12 protein-coding genes are annotated in these 15,104 nt (G+C 60.4%); 9 read left to right on the top strand and 3 right to left on the bottom strand.

The genetic code is table 11. The features are described 5' to 3' along the window. The first annotated feature begins 25 nt into the window (after positions 1 to 25). The 7 genes from ACOI7Z_RS11400 (at position 26) to ACOI7Z_RS11370 (ending at position 9,014) form a co-directional block, all read left to right on the top strand. Positions 26 to 1,039 (top strand): LacI family DNA-binding transcriptional regulator, encoded by a 1,014-nt coding sequence (locus ACOI7Z_RS11400; RefSeq protein WP_087849613.1) that lies wholly within the window; start codon positions 26 to 28, stop codon positions 1,037 to 1,039. Between the two features lie 135 nt (positions 1,040 to 1,174). Then, positions 1,175 to 1,702 (top strand): electron transport protein HydN, encoded by a 528-nt coding sequence (hydN, locus tag ACOI7Z_RS11395; protein WP_004205658.1) that lies wholly within the window; start codon positions 1,175 to 1,177, stop codon positions 1,700 to 1,702. Positions 1,703 to 1,710: 8 nt separating this feature from the next. Then, positions 1,711 to 3,945, top strand: coding sequence for a carbamoyltransferase HypF (gene hypF, locus ACOI7Z_RS11390; RefSeq protein ID WP_137916156.1), 2,235 nt, complete (start codon positions 1,711 to 1,713; stop codon positions 3,943 to 3,945). Then, on the top strand, positions 3,942 to 4,955 hold the full coding sequence (locus ACOI7Z_RS11385) for a HoxN/HupN/NixA family nickel/cobalt transporter (RefSeq protein ID WP_023290785.1): 1,014 nt from the start codon (positions 3,942 to 3,944) through the stop codon (positions 4,953 to 4,955). The genes hypF and ACOI7Z_RS11385 overlap by 4 nt, the downstream gene beginning before the upstream one ends. 352 nt (positions 4,956 to 5,307) lie before the next feature. Further along, positions 5,308 to 6,363, top strand: a complete 1,056-nt coding sequence (locus ACOI7Z_RS11380; protein WP_065881936.1) for an amidohydrolase family protein — start codon at positions 5,308 to 5,310, stop codon at positions 6,361 to 6,363. After that, positions 6,353 to 7,621: an MFS transporter gene (locus ACOI7Z_RS11375; protein WP_032453870.1), complete on the top strand. Its 1,269-nt coding sequence runs from the start codon at positions 6,353 to 6,355 to the stop codon at positions 7,619 to 7,621. Before ACOI7Z_RS11380 ends, ACOI7Z_RS11375 begins: the two co-directional genes overlap by 11 nt. A gap of 58 nt (positions 7,622 to 7,679) precedes the next feature. Further along, positions 7,680 to 9,014 carry an MFS transporter gene (locus ACOI7Z_RS11370; RefSeq protein WP_064155047.1) on the top strand — a complete coding sequence of 445 codons (1,335 nt, stop codon included), beginning with the start codon at positions 7,680 to 7,682 and terminating at the stop codon, positions 9,012 to 9,014. A 39-nt stretch (positions 9,015 to 9,053) separates the two neighbouring features. Here ACOI7Z_RS11370 and ACOI7Z_RS11365 read toward each other — a convergent pair whose 3' ends face one another. Then, positions 9,054 to 9,770, bottom strand: coding sequence for an IclR family transcriptional regulator (locus tag ACOI7Z_RS11365; RefSeq protein WP_023290781.1), 717 nt, complete (start codon positions 9,768 to 9,770; stop codon positions 9,054 to 9,056). A gap of 166 nt (positions 9,771 to 9,936) precedes the next feature. Here ACOI7Z_RS11365 and ACOI7Z_RS11360 point away from each other — a divergent pair, with 166 nt between their 5' ends. Together ACOI7Z_RS11360 and ACOI7Z_RS11355 are read left to right on the top strand one after the other, a co-directional pair. Then, positions 9,937 to 10,632, top strand: coding sequence for a diguanylate cyclase (locus tag ACOI7Z_RS11360; RefSeq protein WP_032453868.1), 696 nt, complete (start codon positions 9,937 to 9,939; stop codon positions 10,630 to 10,632). Then, positions 10,629 to 11,576 carry a hydroxyacid dehydrogenase gene (locus ACOI7Z_RS11355; protein ID WP_087849611.1) on the top strand — a complete coding sequence of 316 codons (948 nt, stop codon included), beginning with the start codon at positions 10,629 to 10,631 and terminating at the stop codon, positions 11,574 to 11,576. The genes ACOI7Z_RS11360 and ACOI7Z_RS11355 overlap by 4 nt, the downstream gene beginning before the upstream one ends. A gap of 832 nt (positions 11,577 to 12,408) precedes the next feature. Here the strand turns inward: ACOI7Z_RS11355 and norW are convergent. Next, entirely contained in the window at positions 12,409 to 13,545 is a 1,137-nt protein-coding gene (norW, locus tag ACOI7Z_RS11350) for an NADH:flavorubredoxin reductase NorW (protein ID WP_060591921.1), read from the bottom strand. Next, positions 13,542 to 14,990, bottom strand: coding sequence for an anaerobic nitric oxide reductase flavorubredoxin (gene norV, locus ACOI7Z_RS11345; RefSeq protein WP_087775243.1), 1,449 nt, complete (start codon positions 14,988 to 14,990; stop codon positions 13,542 to 13,544). The genes norW and norV overlap by 4 nt, the downstream gene beginning before the upstream one ends. Between the last annotated feature and the right edge of the window lie 114 nt (positions 14,991 to 15,104).

Raw genomic sequence — 15,104 nt, 5'->3', positions numbered from 1 at the left:
CAACTTTTGCAACAGGAAGAATCACATGGCAACGATGCTGGAGGTCGCAAAGCGCGCGGGGGTATCGAAGGCGACCGTGTCGCGGGTGCTGTCGGGCAACGGCTATGTCAGCCAGGAGACCAAAGACCGGGTGTTTAAGGCGGTGGCGGAGAGCGGCTACCGACCGAATCTGCTGGCGCGCAACCTGGCGACCAAAACCACGCAAACCCTTGGCCTGGTGGTGACCAACACCCTCTACCACGGCGTCTATTTCAGCGAGCTGCTGTACCACGTGGCGCGGATGACGGAGGATAAAGGGCGGCAGCTGATCCTCGCCGACGGCAAGCACAGCGCGCAAGAGGAGCGGGAAGCGATCCAGTATCTGCTGGATCTGCGCTGCGATGCGATCATCATCTACCCGCGCTTTCTCACCGTCGACGAGATGGACGAGATCGTTGAGAACCACTCGCAGCCGATCATGGTGCTGAACCGCCGGCTGCGCCGCCACGCCAGCCATTGCGTCTGGTCCGATCAAAAAGCGTCGGCGATGCGGGTGCTGGAGCGGCTGATTGCCCTGGGTCACCGCGATATCGCCTTTATTACCGGCTCCCTTGACTCGCCCACCGGCGTCGAGCGCCTTGCTGGCTATAAAGACGCGCTGGCTGGCCACGGCATTACCCTCAACGAGGCGCTCATCGCCGAAGGGCGCTGGACGCCGGAAACCGGCGCGGCGGCGGTGGAGAGCCTGCGTCAGCGCGGGGTGACCTACAGCGCGCTGGTGGCGAGCAATGACGATATGGCCATCGGGGCGATGAAGCAGCTTCACCAGCTGGGCGTTAAGGTGCCGGAGCAGGTCTCGGTGGTGGGGTTTGACGATATTGTGCTGGCGCCGTACATGGTGCCGTCGCTCGCCAGCGTCCGGGTGCCGGTGACGGAGATGATTAAAGAGAGCATTAATCGCCTGATATTTATGCTCGATGGCGGGGAATTCAATGTTCAGCAGAGTTTCCCCGGGGCGCTGATCGAGCGTGAGTCGCTGGTGTCAGGTCCCTGCGCCTGACGTCGTCAGCTGTCATCGTCACTACTGACGATGACAGCGCGCTAACCATTAAATTTTACTTATTATCAATAAGATAAAAACTGGAACGTATTATGCATACTCCGGCGCCTAACCCTCTTACTGCTGGAGAAATGGATGAACCGTTTCATTATCGCCGATGCGAGCAAATGCATCGGCTGTCGCACTTGCGAAGTAGCCTGCGTGGTCTCCCATCAGGAACATCAGGACTGCGCCTCCCTGACGCCGCACACCTTTCAGCCGCGTATTCACGTCATCAAAGGGGTCAATGTCTCCACGGCCACCGCCTGCCGTCAGTGTGAGGACGCCCCGTGCGCCAACGTCTGCCCGAACGGCGCCATCAGCCGCGATAAAGGCTTTGTTCATGTGATGCAGGAGCGCTGCATCGGCTGCAAAACCTGCGTCGTCGCCTGCCCGTACGGGGCGATGGAGGTAGTGGTGCGGCCGGTGATCCGCCATAGCGGCGCCGGACTGAACGTCGTGGCGGAAAAAGCCGAAGCCAACAAGTGCGATCTCTGCTTCCACCGCGACAGCGGCCCGGCCTGCATGGAGGTCTGCCCGACGCACGCCCTGGTCTGCGTAGACCGCAACAAGCTGGAGCAGATGAACCAGGAAAAACGTCGCCGCACGGCGCTGGCCTGGTAAGCTCAGGCATGAACGGGGTGCAAATCCGCATTCGCGGTAAAGTGCAGGGGGTGGGGTTCCGCCCCTTTGTCTGGCAGCTGGCTCAGGGGCAGGCGCGCTGCGGCGATGTCTGTAACGACGGCGACGGCGTGCTGGTGCGGTTGGCCGGGGACGATGATGGTTTTACTGCCGCCCTCGCTGCCCACTGCCCGCCGCTGGCGCGGATCGACAGCGTCGTCTGCGCCCCTTATCGCTGGGCGGCTCCGCCGCAGGATTTCACCATCCGCGAGAGCGGGGCGGGACGGATGCGCACCCAGATCGTGCCCGATGCCGCGACCTGCCCGGCGTGCCTCGCGGAGATGAATGATCCCCGGGCGCGCCGCTACCGCTACCCCTTTATCAACTGCACCCACTGCGGGCCGCGGTTAACCATTATTCGCGCGATGCCTTACGACCGGCCATTTACCGCGATGGCGCCGTTTCCGCTCTGTCCGCCCTGCGAGGCGGAATACTGCGCTCCTGCCGATCGCCGGTTTCACGCCCAGCCGGTGGCCTGCCCCGACTGCGGGCCGCGACTGGAATGGCGGGCGCAAGGGGAAACGCTGGACGGCGAGGCGGCGCTGCAGTCGGCTATCGCCCGGCTGGCGGCAGGCGACATCGTGGCGATAAAAGGCGTCGGCGGCTTTCATCTGGCCTGCGACGCCGGCAACCCCGCTGCCGTTGCCACGCTGCGGGCGAGGAAACACCGTCCGGCGAAACCGCTGGCGGTGATGCTGCCCTCTGCGGCGGGGTTACCTGCCGACGCCGCGGTGCTGATGGGCTCCCCGGCGGCGCCCATCGTACTGATTAGCAAAGCGCAGGTCTCCGGCCTGTGCGACGAGATTGCGCCAGGGCTTGCGGAAGTTGGGGTGATGCTGCCGTCTAATCCGCTGCAGCATTTGCTTCTGCAGGCGCTGGCGCGCCCTATCGTGATGACCTCCGGCAACCTTAGCGGCCGCCCGCCGGCGTTAAGTAATACTCAGGCGCTCAACGACTTAGCCGACATCGCCGACGGCTTTTTGCTCCATAACCGCGACATCGTGCAGCGGATGGATGATTCGCTGGTGCGCTCGAGCGGAGAAATGCTGCGCCGCGCCCGGGGCTATGTCCCGGATGCGCTACCGCTGCCGCCGGGTCTGGAGAAGGTTCCGCCGCTGCTGGCGCTGGGCGCGGACATGAAAAACACCTTCTGCCTGGCGCGCGGGGGCGAAGCGGTTCTCAGCCAGCACTTTGGCGATCTTGGCGAGGAGGGCGTCGAGCAGCAGTGGCGCAGCGCGCTACAGCTGATGCAGAACATCTACGCCTTTATGCCGCAGCGGGTGGTGGTTGACGCCCATCCCGGCTATCGCTCGACGCAGTGGGCGGCGACTCTGCCGCTGCCGATAGAGACAGTGCTACATCACCATGCTCACGCCGCGGCGTGCCTGGCGGAGCACCGCTGGCCGCTCGACGGCGGAGACGTCATCGCCCTGATCCTCGACGGAATCGGCATGGGGGAGAACGGCGCGCTATGGGGCGGGGAGTGCCTGCGGGTTAACTATCGCCAGTGCGAACATCTCGGCGGGCTGCCGGCCGTCGCGCTGCCGGGCGGCGACCTGGCGGCGCGTCAGCCGTGGCGTAATCTGCTGGCTCAGTGCCTGGCCTTTATCCCTGACTGGCAGGATTACCCGCAGACCGGTACGCTGCGCCAGCGCAACTGGCCGCTGCTGGCGCAGGCCATCGATCGCGGCATTAACGCGCCGCGCGCCTCGTCCTGCGGACGGCTGTTTGATGCCGTCGCCTGCGCGCTGGACTGCGCCCCGGAGAGCCTGAGCTATGAGGGCGAGGCGGCCTGTCGGCTGGAGGCGCTGGCCGCCAGCTGCTCCGGCGTCTGCCATCCGGTCACGCTGCCGTGGCGCGGCAATGCGCTGGACTTAGCCACCTTCTGGCGACAGTGGCTGCGCTGGCAGGCGACCCCGGCGCAAAAAGCCTGGGCATTCCATGACGCCCTGGCCAGCGGACTGGCGGCGATGGCCCGCGACTGCGCCACCGCCCGCGGCATCGACACGATGGTCTGCAGCGGCGGAGTGCTGCATAACCGCCTGCTGGCGGCGCGATTGACCTTTTATCTGGCGGATTTTACTCTGCTGTTTGCGCAGCAGTTGCCGGCCGGCGACGGCGCAATCGCCTATGGTCAGGCGGTGATCGCCGCCGCCCGCGGACAGGCTCAAGGAACACAACAATGATAATGACAGTTTTACGCCAGCAGCCGCGCGCTGCGGGACTGGTGCTGGGGTTGATCGCGGCGAACCTATTGGCCTGGAGCTGGGCGCTGCAGGCCTTTGGCGACAGCGGCGCGCTGATGGCCGCCAGCCTGCTGGCCTGGGGCTACGGTCTGCGCCACGCGGTGGACGCCGACCATATCGCGGCGATTGATAACGTCACCCGCAAGATGATGCAGCAGGGGCGGCGGCCTTTCGCCGTCGGGGCCTGGTTCTCGCTGGGCCACTCGTCGATTGTGGTGCTGGCCTCGGCGGCGATTGCCGCGACCGCCACGGCCTTCAGCGCGCAGATGAGCTGGCTGCACGACACCGGCAGCGTCATCGGCACCGCGGTGTCGGCGCTGTTTCTGCTGGCGATGGCCTTTATCAACCTGGTGATATTGCGCAGCGTCTGGCGCAGCTTTCGGGCGTGGAAGCGCGGTGAGCCGGTGAGCGACGAGATCGTCAGCGGCGGCGGGGTGATGAGCTGGCTGTTTGGCAAAACCTTTCGTCTGGTCAGCCGCAGCTGGCAGATGTACCTGGTCGGTTTCCTGTTCGGCCTCGGGTTTGATACCGCCACCGAAATCGGCGTGCTGGGCATCTCCGCCGCCGGCGCGTCGAGCGGGATTTCCGTCTGGTCGATTATGGTCTTCCCGGCGCTGTTCGCCAGCGGCATGGCGCTGGTGGACACCCTCGATAACGTGCTGATGGTCGGCGCCTACGGCTGGGCGTTCAGCAAGCCGCAGCGCAAGCTTTACTACAACATGACCATCACCGGCACTTCGGTGGTGGTGGCGCTGTTTATCGGCGGCCTGGAAGCGCTGGGTCTGCTGATGGATAAGTTTGCGCTCAGCGGCGGAATATGGCGCTGGGTCGGGGTGTTAAACGACAACCTCGGCGACGCCGGGTTTGTGGTGGTCGGGCTGTTTGTCGCCTGTTGGGCGCTGTCGGTGCTCAACTATCGCTGGCGCGGCTACGATAATCTGGCGCGTTAGGTTCAGCATTTTCCCGGCTTGCGCTGCGCTAAGCCGGGCGACAACAACTGTCCGGCGGCGCTACGTGGGCCTGCGTGGCGTATGCTGCCCGCACTGTTTTACGCAGGAGCCTGCTGCTCGTGGTGAGGCATTGTATCGGTGTCTCTCAGGCTGATTTTTAACTTCTTGAAAACATATTAATTTCTGTTAGCCCCTCCCTTCCCCCGCTTTTAACGACCTTATACATCTGTGATTCACCTCTTATTTACATCATTTAAACCAATCGTTAACTGGATAAAAACACGGCAGCCTCGTTATAGTAGTTTTGTAAAATAAAACACTGTTGTACAAGGTAAAACAAAACGAGGTGTTCATGGAGATCGTTACCGCGCCGCACCTTGCGGTCAGAAACGAGTGGCTTGCGTTACATCGTGAAGCGCCATTACAACCCGAGCTGCCCATCATTGATGCGCATCATCATCTTTGGGATCGGCAAACCGGCCGCTATCTCACCCATGAGTTCAGCGACGATATCCAGACCTCAGGGCATCGCGTTGTCTCATCGGTCTATGTGCAATGCCGCTCTATGTTGCGTCGCGACGGGCCGGAGACGCTTAAACCGCTTGGTGAAATCGAGTTTGCCAGCGGTATCGCCGCGATGTTCGCCAGCGGACATTATGCAAACGCGCTCGGATGCGAAGCCATCATCGGCGGGCTCAGTTTACTGGCGGGGGACGCGATGCAGCCTGCCATTGAGCGCGCGATAGCGTTATCCGGCGGGCGGCTGCGTGGGATGCGCAATCCGTTGGCCTGGCATCCCGATCCGCGGGTAACCTCCAGCCCGGTTACGCCACCGGCAGGCCTGGCGCAGACCGCTCCGTTCCGCCGGGGCGCTGCCTGTCTCGCGAGGCATGCATTGTCGCTCGATGTATGGGTTTACCACACGCAGCTGGAGGAGATTGCCGATCTGGCGCGGGAAATACCAACGTTACAGATTGTGATCGATCACTGCGGCGGGCCGGTCGGCGTTGGACCCTGTTCAGAACGGGATCCGGACATGTTTCAGCAGTGGCGAAACGGTATGCGACGTCTGGCGGAACTGCCGAACGTATGCGTAAAAATTAGCGGCTTTGGGATGACGGTCAGGGGGTTTCACTTCGCAGCGGCAGAGACGCCGCCGGATTCGCAAATGCTGGCACAGGCATGGATGCCGTGGTTTGAGACCATCGTTTCTCTTTTCGGTGCCGAACGCTGCATGTTCGCCAGCAACTTTCCCGTCGATAAAGGCATGTTCAGCTACGGCGTTTTCTGGAACGCCTGCAAACGCCTGGCGCAACAGGCGTCCCCTGACGAACAGGCGCAGTTGTTCTGGCGTACCGCCGCAACCTGTTATCGGTTAACCTCTGTGGAGAATATCAATGACCAGTAAAAGCGAGCTAAATCAATTTACTGCGACTAAAGCGACGCCTGACGCATTGCCACAACGCGTCGCTGAGAGGCGTACGCTGGCGCTGGGCGGCCTTGGCTGGACATTTGAAAGCTACGACTCCTTTCTCCTTTCATTGCTGTTACCAGTGCTGGGCGTGGTGTTCGGTATTAATAAAGCCGAGCTTGGGCTGTTTATCAGCGTCACGGCCGGGGGGCAGATTATTGGCGGGATCCTGTTTGGTTTTATCGCCGACAAAATTGGGCGTGTGAAAACGGCGCTGATCTGTATCGCCATCTATTCACTCTTTTCCGGCCTGTTAGCCTTTACGCACGATCAACAACATTTCGCGCTTTTACGTTTTTGCGGCGCGCTGGGTATGGGCGGAATGTGGACCTCGGGCGCGGCGCTGATTGCTGAAACCTGGCGACCTGAACGGCGCGCGCGCGGCGGCGCGTTGATGCAAATGGGCTTACCTGTTGGCGCGATTCTGGCTATCAGCCTGACGGCAATCGTCAGCTCGGTCAACGGCGGCCTGGAGCAGGGTGCATGGCGCTATCTGTTTATGATCGGCGCGCTGCCGGTATTCATTATGAGTGTGGTCGCCTGGTTCACACCGGAATCGCAGGTTTGGCTTGCTCGTCAACAGGCGAAGGCGACGAGTCGTCAACCTGCCGTAAAGCTGGGTAAACAGAATCTGCGAGGTCTGCTGTTGGCCTTTGTCTTTATCTTTTTTATTCAGTATCTGTTCTGGGGCGTATTTACCTGGACACCCACCTATCTGCGGGAAGTCAAACATCTGGATTTTTTGCACAGCCTGAAGTTTGTACTTGCGCTGCAGGCTGGGGCCATCGCGGGTTTTCTGGTGTTTTCGGTGCTGGCGGATAAGTGGGGACGCCGTCCGATGTTCCTGATTTATCTGTTAACCGGCGCCATTGCCGTCGCGCTGTACCTTGTGACCACGCAACCCTTCATTCTGATGGTGGCGATTTTCATGGCCGGTTTCGGGGTTAACGGTATTTTTGCGGGCTCGGGACCCTTCCTGGCGGAAATCATCGGGGACACCTCATCCCGGGGCTTCCTGATGGGGCTCGCCTATAACGGAGGCCGTCTGGGCGGATTTATTGCGCCGCTACTAATTGGCGCTGTCGCCAACGCTGGCGGTTTCACCGCGGGACTGGCGACGACCGTGGTTGCGTTCCTTGCGGCGATGCTGGTGGTGTGGCGAGCGCCGGAAACCAGAGGCATCAAGCTGAAGTAACTTATTTCTTCTCTACATCGTTTTCCTGATAAACATAATGAAACCCTGCGAGGAAACCATGACCGATCAATTACCGCACCGCGCGAGCGATAACGACGCGCTGGAAAAAGAAACCATGCGACGGGTTATCTGGCGCATCCTGCCTTTCCTGGTGGTGAGCTACCTGGTATCGATTATTGACCGCGGCAACATAGGCATGGCGGCGCTGCAGATGAATCAGGATTTGGGCCTGAGTAAGGCGGCTTTCGGCTTCGCCAGCAGCTTGTATTTTGTGGCCTACTTTATCTTTGAAGTACCCAGCAACCTGGCGATGCAGAAGGTGGGGGCACGATTGTGGATCCCGCGCATTATGATCAGCTGGGGAGTGGTATCGATGTGTATGGCGCTGGTGCAAAATTCCACCTCCCTTTACATCGTACGCTTTTTGCTGGGGGCTGCCGAAGCGGGCTTTTTCCCGGGCGTGGTGCTCTATCTTACCTGGTGGATCCCGTCGCGCTACCGGGCGCGGATCATCGCCTCGTTTATGGTGGCCATTCCGCTGGCTAACTTTATCGGCTCCCCGCTTTCCGGGTTGATACTGATGATGGATGGGTGGTTAGGCCTGCGCGGCTGGCATCTGTTATTCATTATTGAAGGGCTGCCGGCGGTCCTGCTGGGGATAGCCGCGTTTTTCATCTTGCGGGACCGTCCACACCAGGCTGGCTGGTTAAACGATCGTCAGAAAGCATGGCTGGAAAACACGCTTCAGGCGGAGCGCCAACAGCAGAAACAGATCGGCCACACCTCCACCTGGCAACTGTTGAAGCATCGTCAAATCTGGCTCATGGCGCTGATTTACGCCGGCGCCTCTTCTGCCGGCACGACCCTTAGCGTCTGGTCTCCCCAGCTGCTGAAGTCGTTCCATCTGGATAACCTGACCACCGGGCTGCTTAATGCCATCCCCTATGGTCTGGCCTCGGTGCTGATGATTGTCTGGGGGCGCAGTTCGGATCGAAGTAATGAACGCCGCTGGCACACGGCGCTCACCCTCTTTATGATCGCGGGCGGTGTGTTTGCGGCGTTTATCAATCTGTCGCTGCCGGCCACCATTGCGATCCTCAGCACCATTCTGATTGGCGCTTATGCGATGAAGGGGCCTTTCTGGGCGCTGGCGTCGGGCTGGATGAGCAGCACCTCAGCCGCCGCCGGGCTGGCGGCCATCGGGGCGATCGCCAACCTGATTGGCGGCGCGGTGATGGTGAATGCCTACGGCATGATTAGCGAACGGACAGGAAGCCATACGCTGGCGATGCTCCCGCTGGCAGGCTTGTGTCTGGCAGGCGGCATTGCGGTGCTGGCCATGGGGCGCCGTTACTCGCAGACGGCCAGGCAGGAAAAACAGATGACCCATTAATAAGCAAAGGCGGGATTTTTCCCGCCTTCTCAGCAAAGCTTACTCTTTCACACCGTAAAACGTTTCGCAGAATGTCTTGCTGGCGCCTAGCTTGAGCGACAGGCGGTTGGCTGTCTCCTGCATGAGCTGGCTGATGCCGCTCGCTTTACGATCTTCCGTCAGACGCGATGCCGGCCCGGTCAGGGCCAGCGCCGCGATCAGTTTATCGTGGACGCCAAACACTGGCATGGCGAAGGCCGCGGTGTGCGGGTCGCGCGCGCCGGAGGTATAGAACGGCAGCGTCGGTTCGTCTTCCGGCAACGATTCACCCAATCCCCAGCGGCGTAAAACCTTGCTGATAGCGGAACCATCCAGCGGGAACTGGCTGCCAGGCAGGTTGCTGTGGCGCAATCCCTGGGAGGCTTCGGCGCGGAACAGACACAGGCGTTGCCCCCCCTCAATCACATACCAGCTTGCGCTTTCGCTGGAGGCCTGTGACAGCGCCTGCAATTCCGGCTGTACCACTCTGGCAAGTTCAAATGATTGCTCATAGAGCTTGCCAAGATAGAGCAGACGGTGGCCGAGCGTATAGGTGCCATCGTCGTGCCGGATGATGTAGTTCATTCGCTCAAGCGAATTCATCAGGCGATAAACGGTTGTTTTGTGATATCCCGAAAGCTGGGCCAGCTCCGTTAACGTCAGACTGTCATTACCGGGACGGAAGCAATCAAGTAAAGCCAGCGCCTTTTCAACGGCAATTACGCCTTCATTCCCCATCATGTTCTCCTTTTTGCCGAACAAAATTGTACCTGAATTTTGTGAGTAACTTCGTGTTTACATCACAAACAACTTCGCAACACTGGCGAAAAGCGAAGCAATGCACGTATAGTTATTTTATATAGTACACATGAGTTGTATCTAGTAAAACAAATGGAGAGTCACCATGCCTGCTTCGCAACAGAAACTCATCAATTTTGCTATTGCGCGTGTTACCGCGGAAGAAGTCCGTCAGGCCGCCGAATTTCAGGCCGCCATTCTGGCTGACGTGGCCGGACGCCGTGGCACATTACATGGCCGCATCAAGCCGCTGGCGCCGCATATGGCGGTCGCCGGGCCGGCGATTACCGTCGAGGTCCGCCCGGGGGATAACCTGGCTATTCACGCCGCGATGGCTGTCGCTAAACCTGGCGATGTATTAGTGATCGACGGGAAAGGCGATCTCTCCTGCGCGCTGCTGGGGGAGATCATGGCCACGCAGGCGCAGGCCAGCGGTATCGCCGGGATCGTTATCGATGGCGCCGTTCGCGATGCGGAGACCTTAAGCAAACAACGCTTCCCGGTGTTCGCTGCCGGCCTGAACCCGTGCGGCCCGACCAAGTTCATTCCAGGCCGGGTCAATCATGCCATTTCGGTCGGCGGCGCCGCGGTGCAGGCGGGGGACTTAGTGGTCGGGGATATTGACGGCGTGGTCGTTATCCCACGCGAGGAAGTCCGCACCATCATCGAACTGGCGAAAGGCAAACTGGAGATGGAAGCAAAACGTCTGGTTGCTATCCGCGATGGCGATCTACGTCCGCACTGGCTGGAGGGCGCCCTGCGTCAGGCGGGGATGCTGAGCGAAGGGGAGACGCTGCCATGAGTGCTAAAAACGTGGTACTGATTACCGGCAGCGATTTGGCTGACGCGGCGCTGGGGATGCTGGAAAATTACGAACTTGTCTTTGCCGGCCGCCAGCCTACAGAGGCCCAGCTGATCGCTTTGTGCCAGCAGCACAATCCCGTCGCGATCCTGGTGCGCTATGGCCACATTACTGCCGCCGTTATGGATGCGGCCCCGGCATTGAAGGTGATTGCCAAACATGGCAGCGGCATTGATGTTATTGACGCCGAGGCGGCTGCCGCGCGCGGCATTCTGGTTCGCGCAGCGATCGGGGCGAATGCCGCCGCGGTGTCCGAACATACCTGGGCATTAATTTTGGCCTGTGCTAAGTCGGTCATTCCGCTCGACCGCCGCCTGCGTGAAGGGCACTGGGATAAATCCACGCATAAATCGCTTGAGCTTGAGGGCAGAACGCTGGGACTCATCGGCCTGGGCGCCATTGGCAGCCGGGTGGCGAAGATTGCCTGTGCCTTTGGTATGAAGGTTCTGGCTTACGATCCCTATGCGAAAGCGGTCCCGCCGGGATGTGAACGTGTTGCTGAACTTAACGATCTGCTCAGGCAGGCCGATGTGCTGTCCCTTCATTGCCCCTTGACGCAACAAAACAGGGGAATGATCAATGCCGCCACGCTGGCGCAGTGTAAGCCGGGCGCCATCCTGGTCAATACCGCGCGCGGCGGGTTGATTGACGATGCGGCGCTGGCCGCGGCATTAAAAGCGGGGACCTTGCGCTGGGCGGCGCTCGACAGCTTTAACAGTGAACCATTAACCACGCCCCACATCTGGCAGGCGATCGATAATGTGATTCTGTCTCCGCATGTGGGCGGCGTAAGCGATGCCTCTTACGTGAAAATGGGGACCGCTGCCGCGGCCAATATTCTGCAGGCGCTGCAGGAGTCGGCTCAGACAGAAACAACGTATTAAGTGTTAATCGAACCTGCGCTTCCGGTTAATTATTTCGCCCTGATGAGCTTACGGGCGGCATCCGCAGGCCGGGTGAGCGTAGCGCCACCCGGCAAACTGGCGGCGCAACAGGGCTGCGTGGGAGGTAATGAACGCGTGCCCGGCGGCGCTGCGCTTGCGCGGGCCTACCATATCTGAGCTTACGGGCTACATCCGTAGGCCGGGTAAGCGTAGCGCCACCCGGCAAAATGGCGGCGCAACAGGGATGCGTGTATTGCAGATACGGTTATTGGATTGCCATTTTCTCACTCCGGCAAAAAGCGTCTGTCGCGTGTGATTTCAGCGTACATTGCGCTCCCGGTTAATCGTCTGCGTTATGCCTGGCATGGCGCAGGGAGCGCACAGGGGGCGGCCAGTCGCCGCCGCCCCCTGTACCCCCGGGCTCCGGCCAGCAAAATCGCCGCTACGCGGTACCTTCGACTTATCCCTGCAGGCTTCGGGTCGGGCCGAGGCAGCGTCCGTGCAAAACACGGCCCTCAGCCCGCATCCATGCGGGCTGCCCCGGCCTTCCGGGAACGTCTCAGCGATTTTGAGGCCGTCAGCACCGGCAGTTTCAGTCGCGCAAGTGGGTAAATCAACGACAGGTCGCACGATCCGTAGGCCGGGTAAGGCGCAGCCGCCACCCGGCAAACTAACCGTGCAACAGGGTTGCCTTGGAGGTAATCAACGCGTGCCCGGCGGCGCTGCGCTTGCGCGGGCCTACCGTATCTGAGCTTACGGGCTACATCCGTAGGCCGGGTAAGGTGCAGCCGCCACCCGGCAAACTAACGGCAAAACAGGGCTGCCTGGAAGGTCATTCACTCACCAGCTGTTTGAGCAGCGCGAAGGCGTCTTTCATCTTGTCTTCGCTGACCACAAAGGCGCGCAGTTGATTCGCCGCATCCAGCCCTTTTGCCACCAGCCCCTCTTTGGCGGCTACGATGTTCCATGTCAGATCCTCGCGGCGGGTGTCGCCGGCCAGATGCAGCGGCAGATCCGGGGTCTTCACCTTCACCAGCATTGGCGGCAGCTTGAGTTCGCCTGCCTGCGCCAGCAGGTTTTTACTCAGGCACATGGCGCTGAGCAAAATCGGCTGCAGGAACGGCATTACCGTACCGTTGATTTCCGCACAGTCGCCGAGGGCGTAAATCGCCGGGTCGCTGGTTTGCAGCTGGCTATTGACCACCACCCCGCGGTTAATCTGCAGTCCGGCGTGGCGCGCCAGCGAGGTTTCCGGGCGCAGGCCGGCGGCGGCCACCACCGCATCGACGGTTATCGCGCGCTGGCGGTCGAGACTGACGCGGATGCCGTCGGCGGTGTGTTCAAGCCCTTCCAGCTGCGTTTTTAACATCAGATGGACGCCCATCCCGGTGAGGCGATGCTGCAGACGGCTGCTGACCTCCGGCGGCATCAGCGCCGCCAGCACGCTGGCGGCATTATCGACCACCGTTACCGCTTTACCGGCGCGACAGAAATCCATCGCCAGCTCGCAGCCAATCAGGCCGCCGCCGACGATCAGCACCCGCCTGGCGTCGCGGAGCTGGCTCTGCGCCGCGCCATATTCGCGCTGGCTGTTCAGCGTTAGCATTAGCTCGCGGCCCGGCACCGGGGGGATAAACGGCGTGGCGCCGGTGGCCAGCACCAGTTTGTCGTAGCGCCACTGCTTATCCAGGCTTTTCACCCGATGGTTTTCAGCGTCGATATCGCTCACCCAGGTATGGGGAAACAAGCGCAGGTGGTACTGTTCGGCGAACTCGCCGGCGCTTTGCAGAGTCAGATCGTCGGCGTGCTGTCCGCGGCTGATGACGTGGCTGAGATCGGGCTTGTTATACTCATCCATGCTGTCGGCGGCGATGAGGGTCAGCGGGATCTCGGCATCCTGCTTACGAATATTTTTCACCAGCTGGCGGGCCGCGAAGCCCGAGCCGATGATGACGATGCCATCACTCATTTTGCCTCCGTCGCCAGAACATCAAACACATCTTTACCCAGCGAACATTCAGGGCAGAGGAAGTTATCCGGCACGTCGCTCCACGGCGTACCCGGCTGCACATCCTGGTTAGGTTCGCCCTTCGCCGGGTCATACACCCACTGGCAGACGCCGCACTGCATCATGGGACCGAGATCGGCGGCCGCGGCGGCGGCACAGGCGCACTCCTGTTGTTCCGGCGTGACTGTCGCTTCAGCAACCGGCAATGGAGCGAGCGCCCACTGGCGGGCGATGTCGCGCCCGTGTTGGCGGCACAGTTCGAGCGCGTCGATATCCGGGCGCCATTTGGCCTTCAGACTCAGGGACATTTCAAACCCGGCATCCTGCAGTCGGGTGGACAGGCGGTCTACCGCGCCGCCGCTCCAGCCGTGGGAGCCAAAGGCGCTGGCGCGTTTGTTGCGAAAACGCAGCCCGGTCATCTCTTCCACCAGCCCGGCAATTTTCGGCATCATGACGTTGTTCATGGTGGAGGTGCCCACCAGCACGCCTTTTGAGCGGAAAATGTTGGTCAGAATGTCGTTTTTGTCGCTGCGGGCGACGTTAAAGATTTTCACCGCCACCCGTGGGTCGACCTCGGTGATCCCCTGGGCAATGGCGTCCGCCATCATGCGGGTGTTGTTGGACATGGTGTCGTAGAAAATCGTGATGCGATCTTCCTGATAATCCGCCGCCCATTCGAGGTATTTCTCGACGATTTGCGTCGGGTTATCGCGCCAGACCACGCCGTGGGAGGTGGCAATCATCGCTACCGGCAGGTTGAAGCCGAGAATTTCGTTAATTTTCGGCGTCACCAGGCGGCTGAAGGGCGTCAGGATGTTGGCGTAGTAGCGCTGGCACTGTTCGTACAGTTCAGTCTGGTCCACTTCATCGTTGAACAGATGTTCGTCGCAGTAGTGCTGGCCGAAGGCGTCATTGCTGAACAGCACCGCGTCGCCGGTCAGGTAAGTCATCATGCTGTCCGGCCAGTGCAGCATTGGCGTTTCCACAAAGATCAGCTGCTTACCGTTGCCGATATCGAGGGTGTCGCCCGTTTTCACCACGTGGAAGTTCCACTCCGGATGGTGGTGGTGGCCGTTGATGGAGTCGATGGCGTTGGCGGTGCAGTAGATCGGCGTATCCGGGATCTGCATCATCAGCTCAGTCAACGCGCCGGCGTGGTCCTCTTCGGCGTGGTTAATAACGATGTAGTCGAGGTCGGCGAGGTCGATTTCGCGGCGCAGATTCTGCACGAACTCGCGGCTGAATTTATGATCGACGGTATCGATCAGCACGTTTTTCTCTTCGCGGATGAGATAGCTGTTATAGCTGCTGCCGCGCAGCGTTTTATATTCGGTGCCGTGGAAATCACGCACTTCCCAGTCACGTTGGCCAACCCAAAGAATGTTATTTTTCACCACAATAGACATAGCAACCTCAATTAATACAGTGTGTTCAAAGTCAGTTGATTGATGTATTACAAGTTGCGTGCCAGTTTTTTAACTTATTGAATAAAATCATTTTTTAAATTTTCATGATTTTAG

Source organism: Klebsiella sp. C283 (genome assembly GCF_048822555.1).
GTDB classification, from domain to species: Bacteria; Pseudomonadota; Gammaproteobacteria; order Enterobacterales; family Enterobacteriaceae; genus Klebsiella; species Klebsiella quasipneumoniae.
This window is presented reverse-complemented; position numbering and strand designations above follow the sequence as displayed.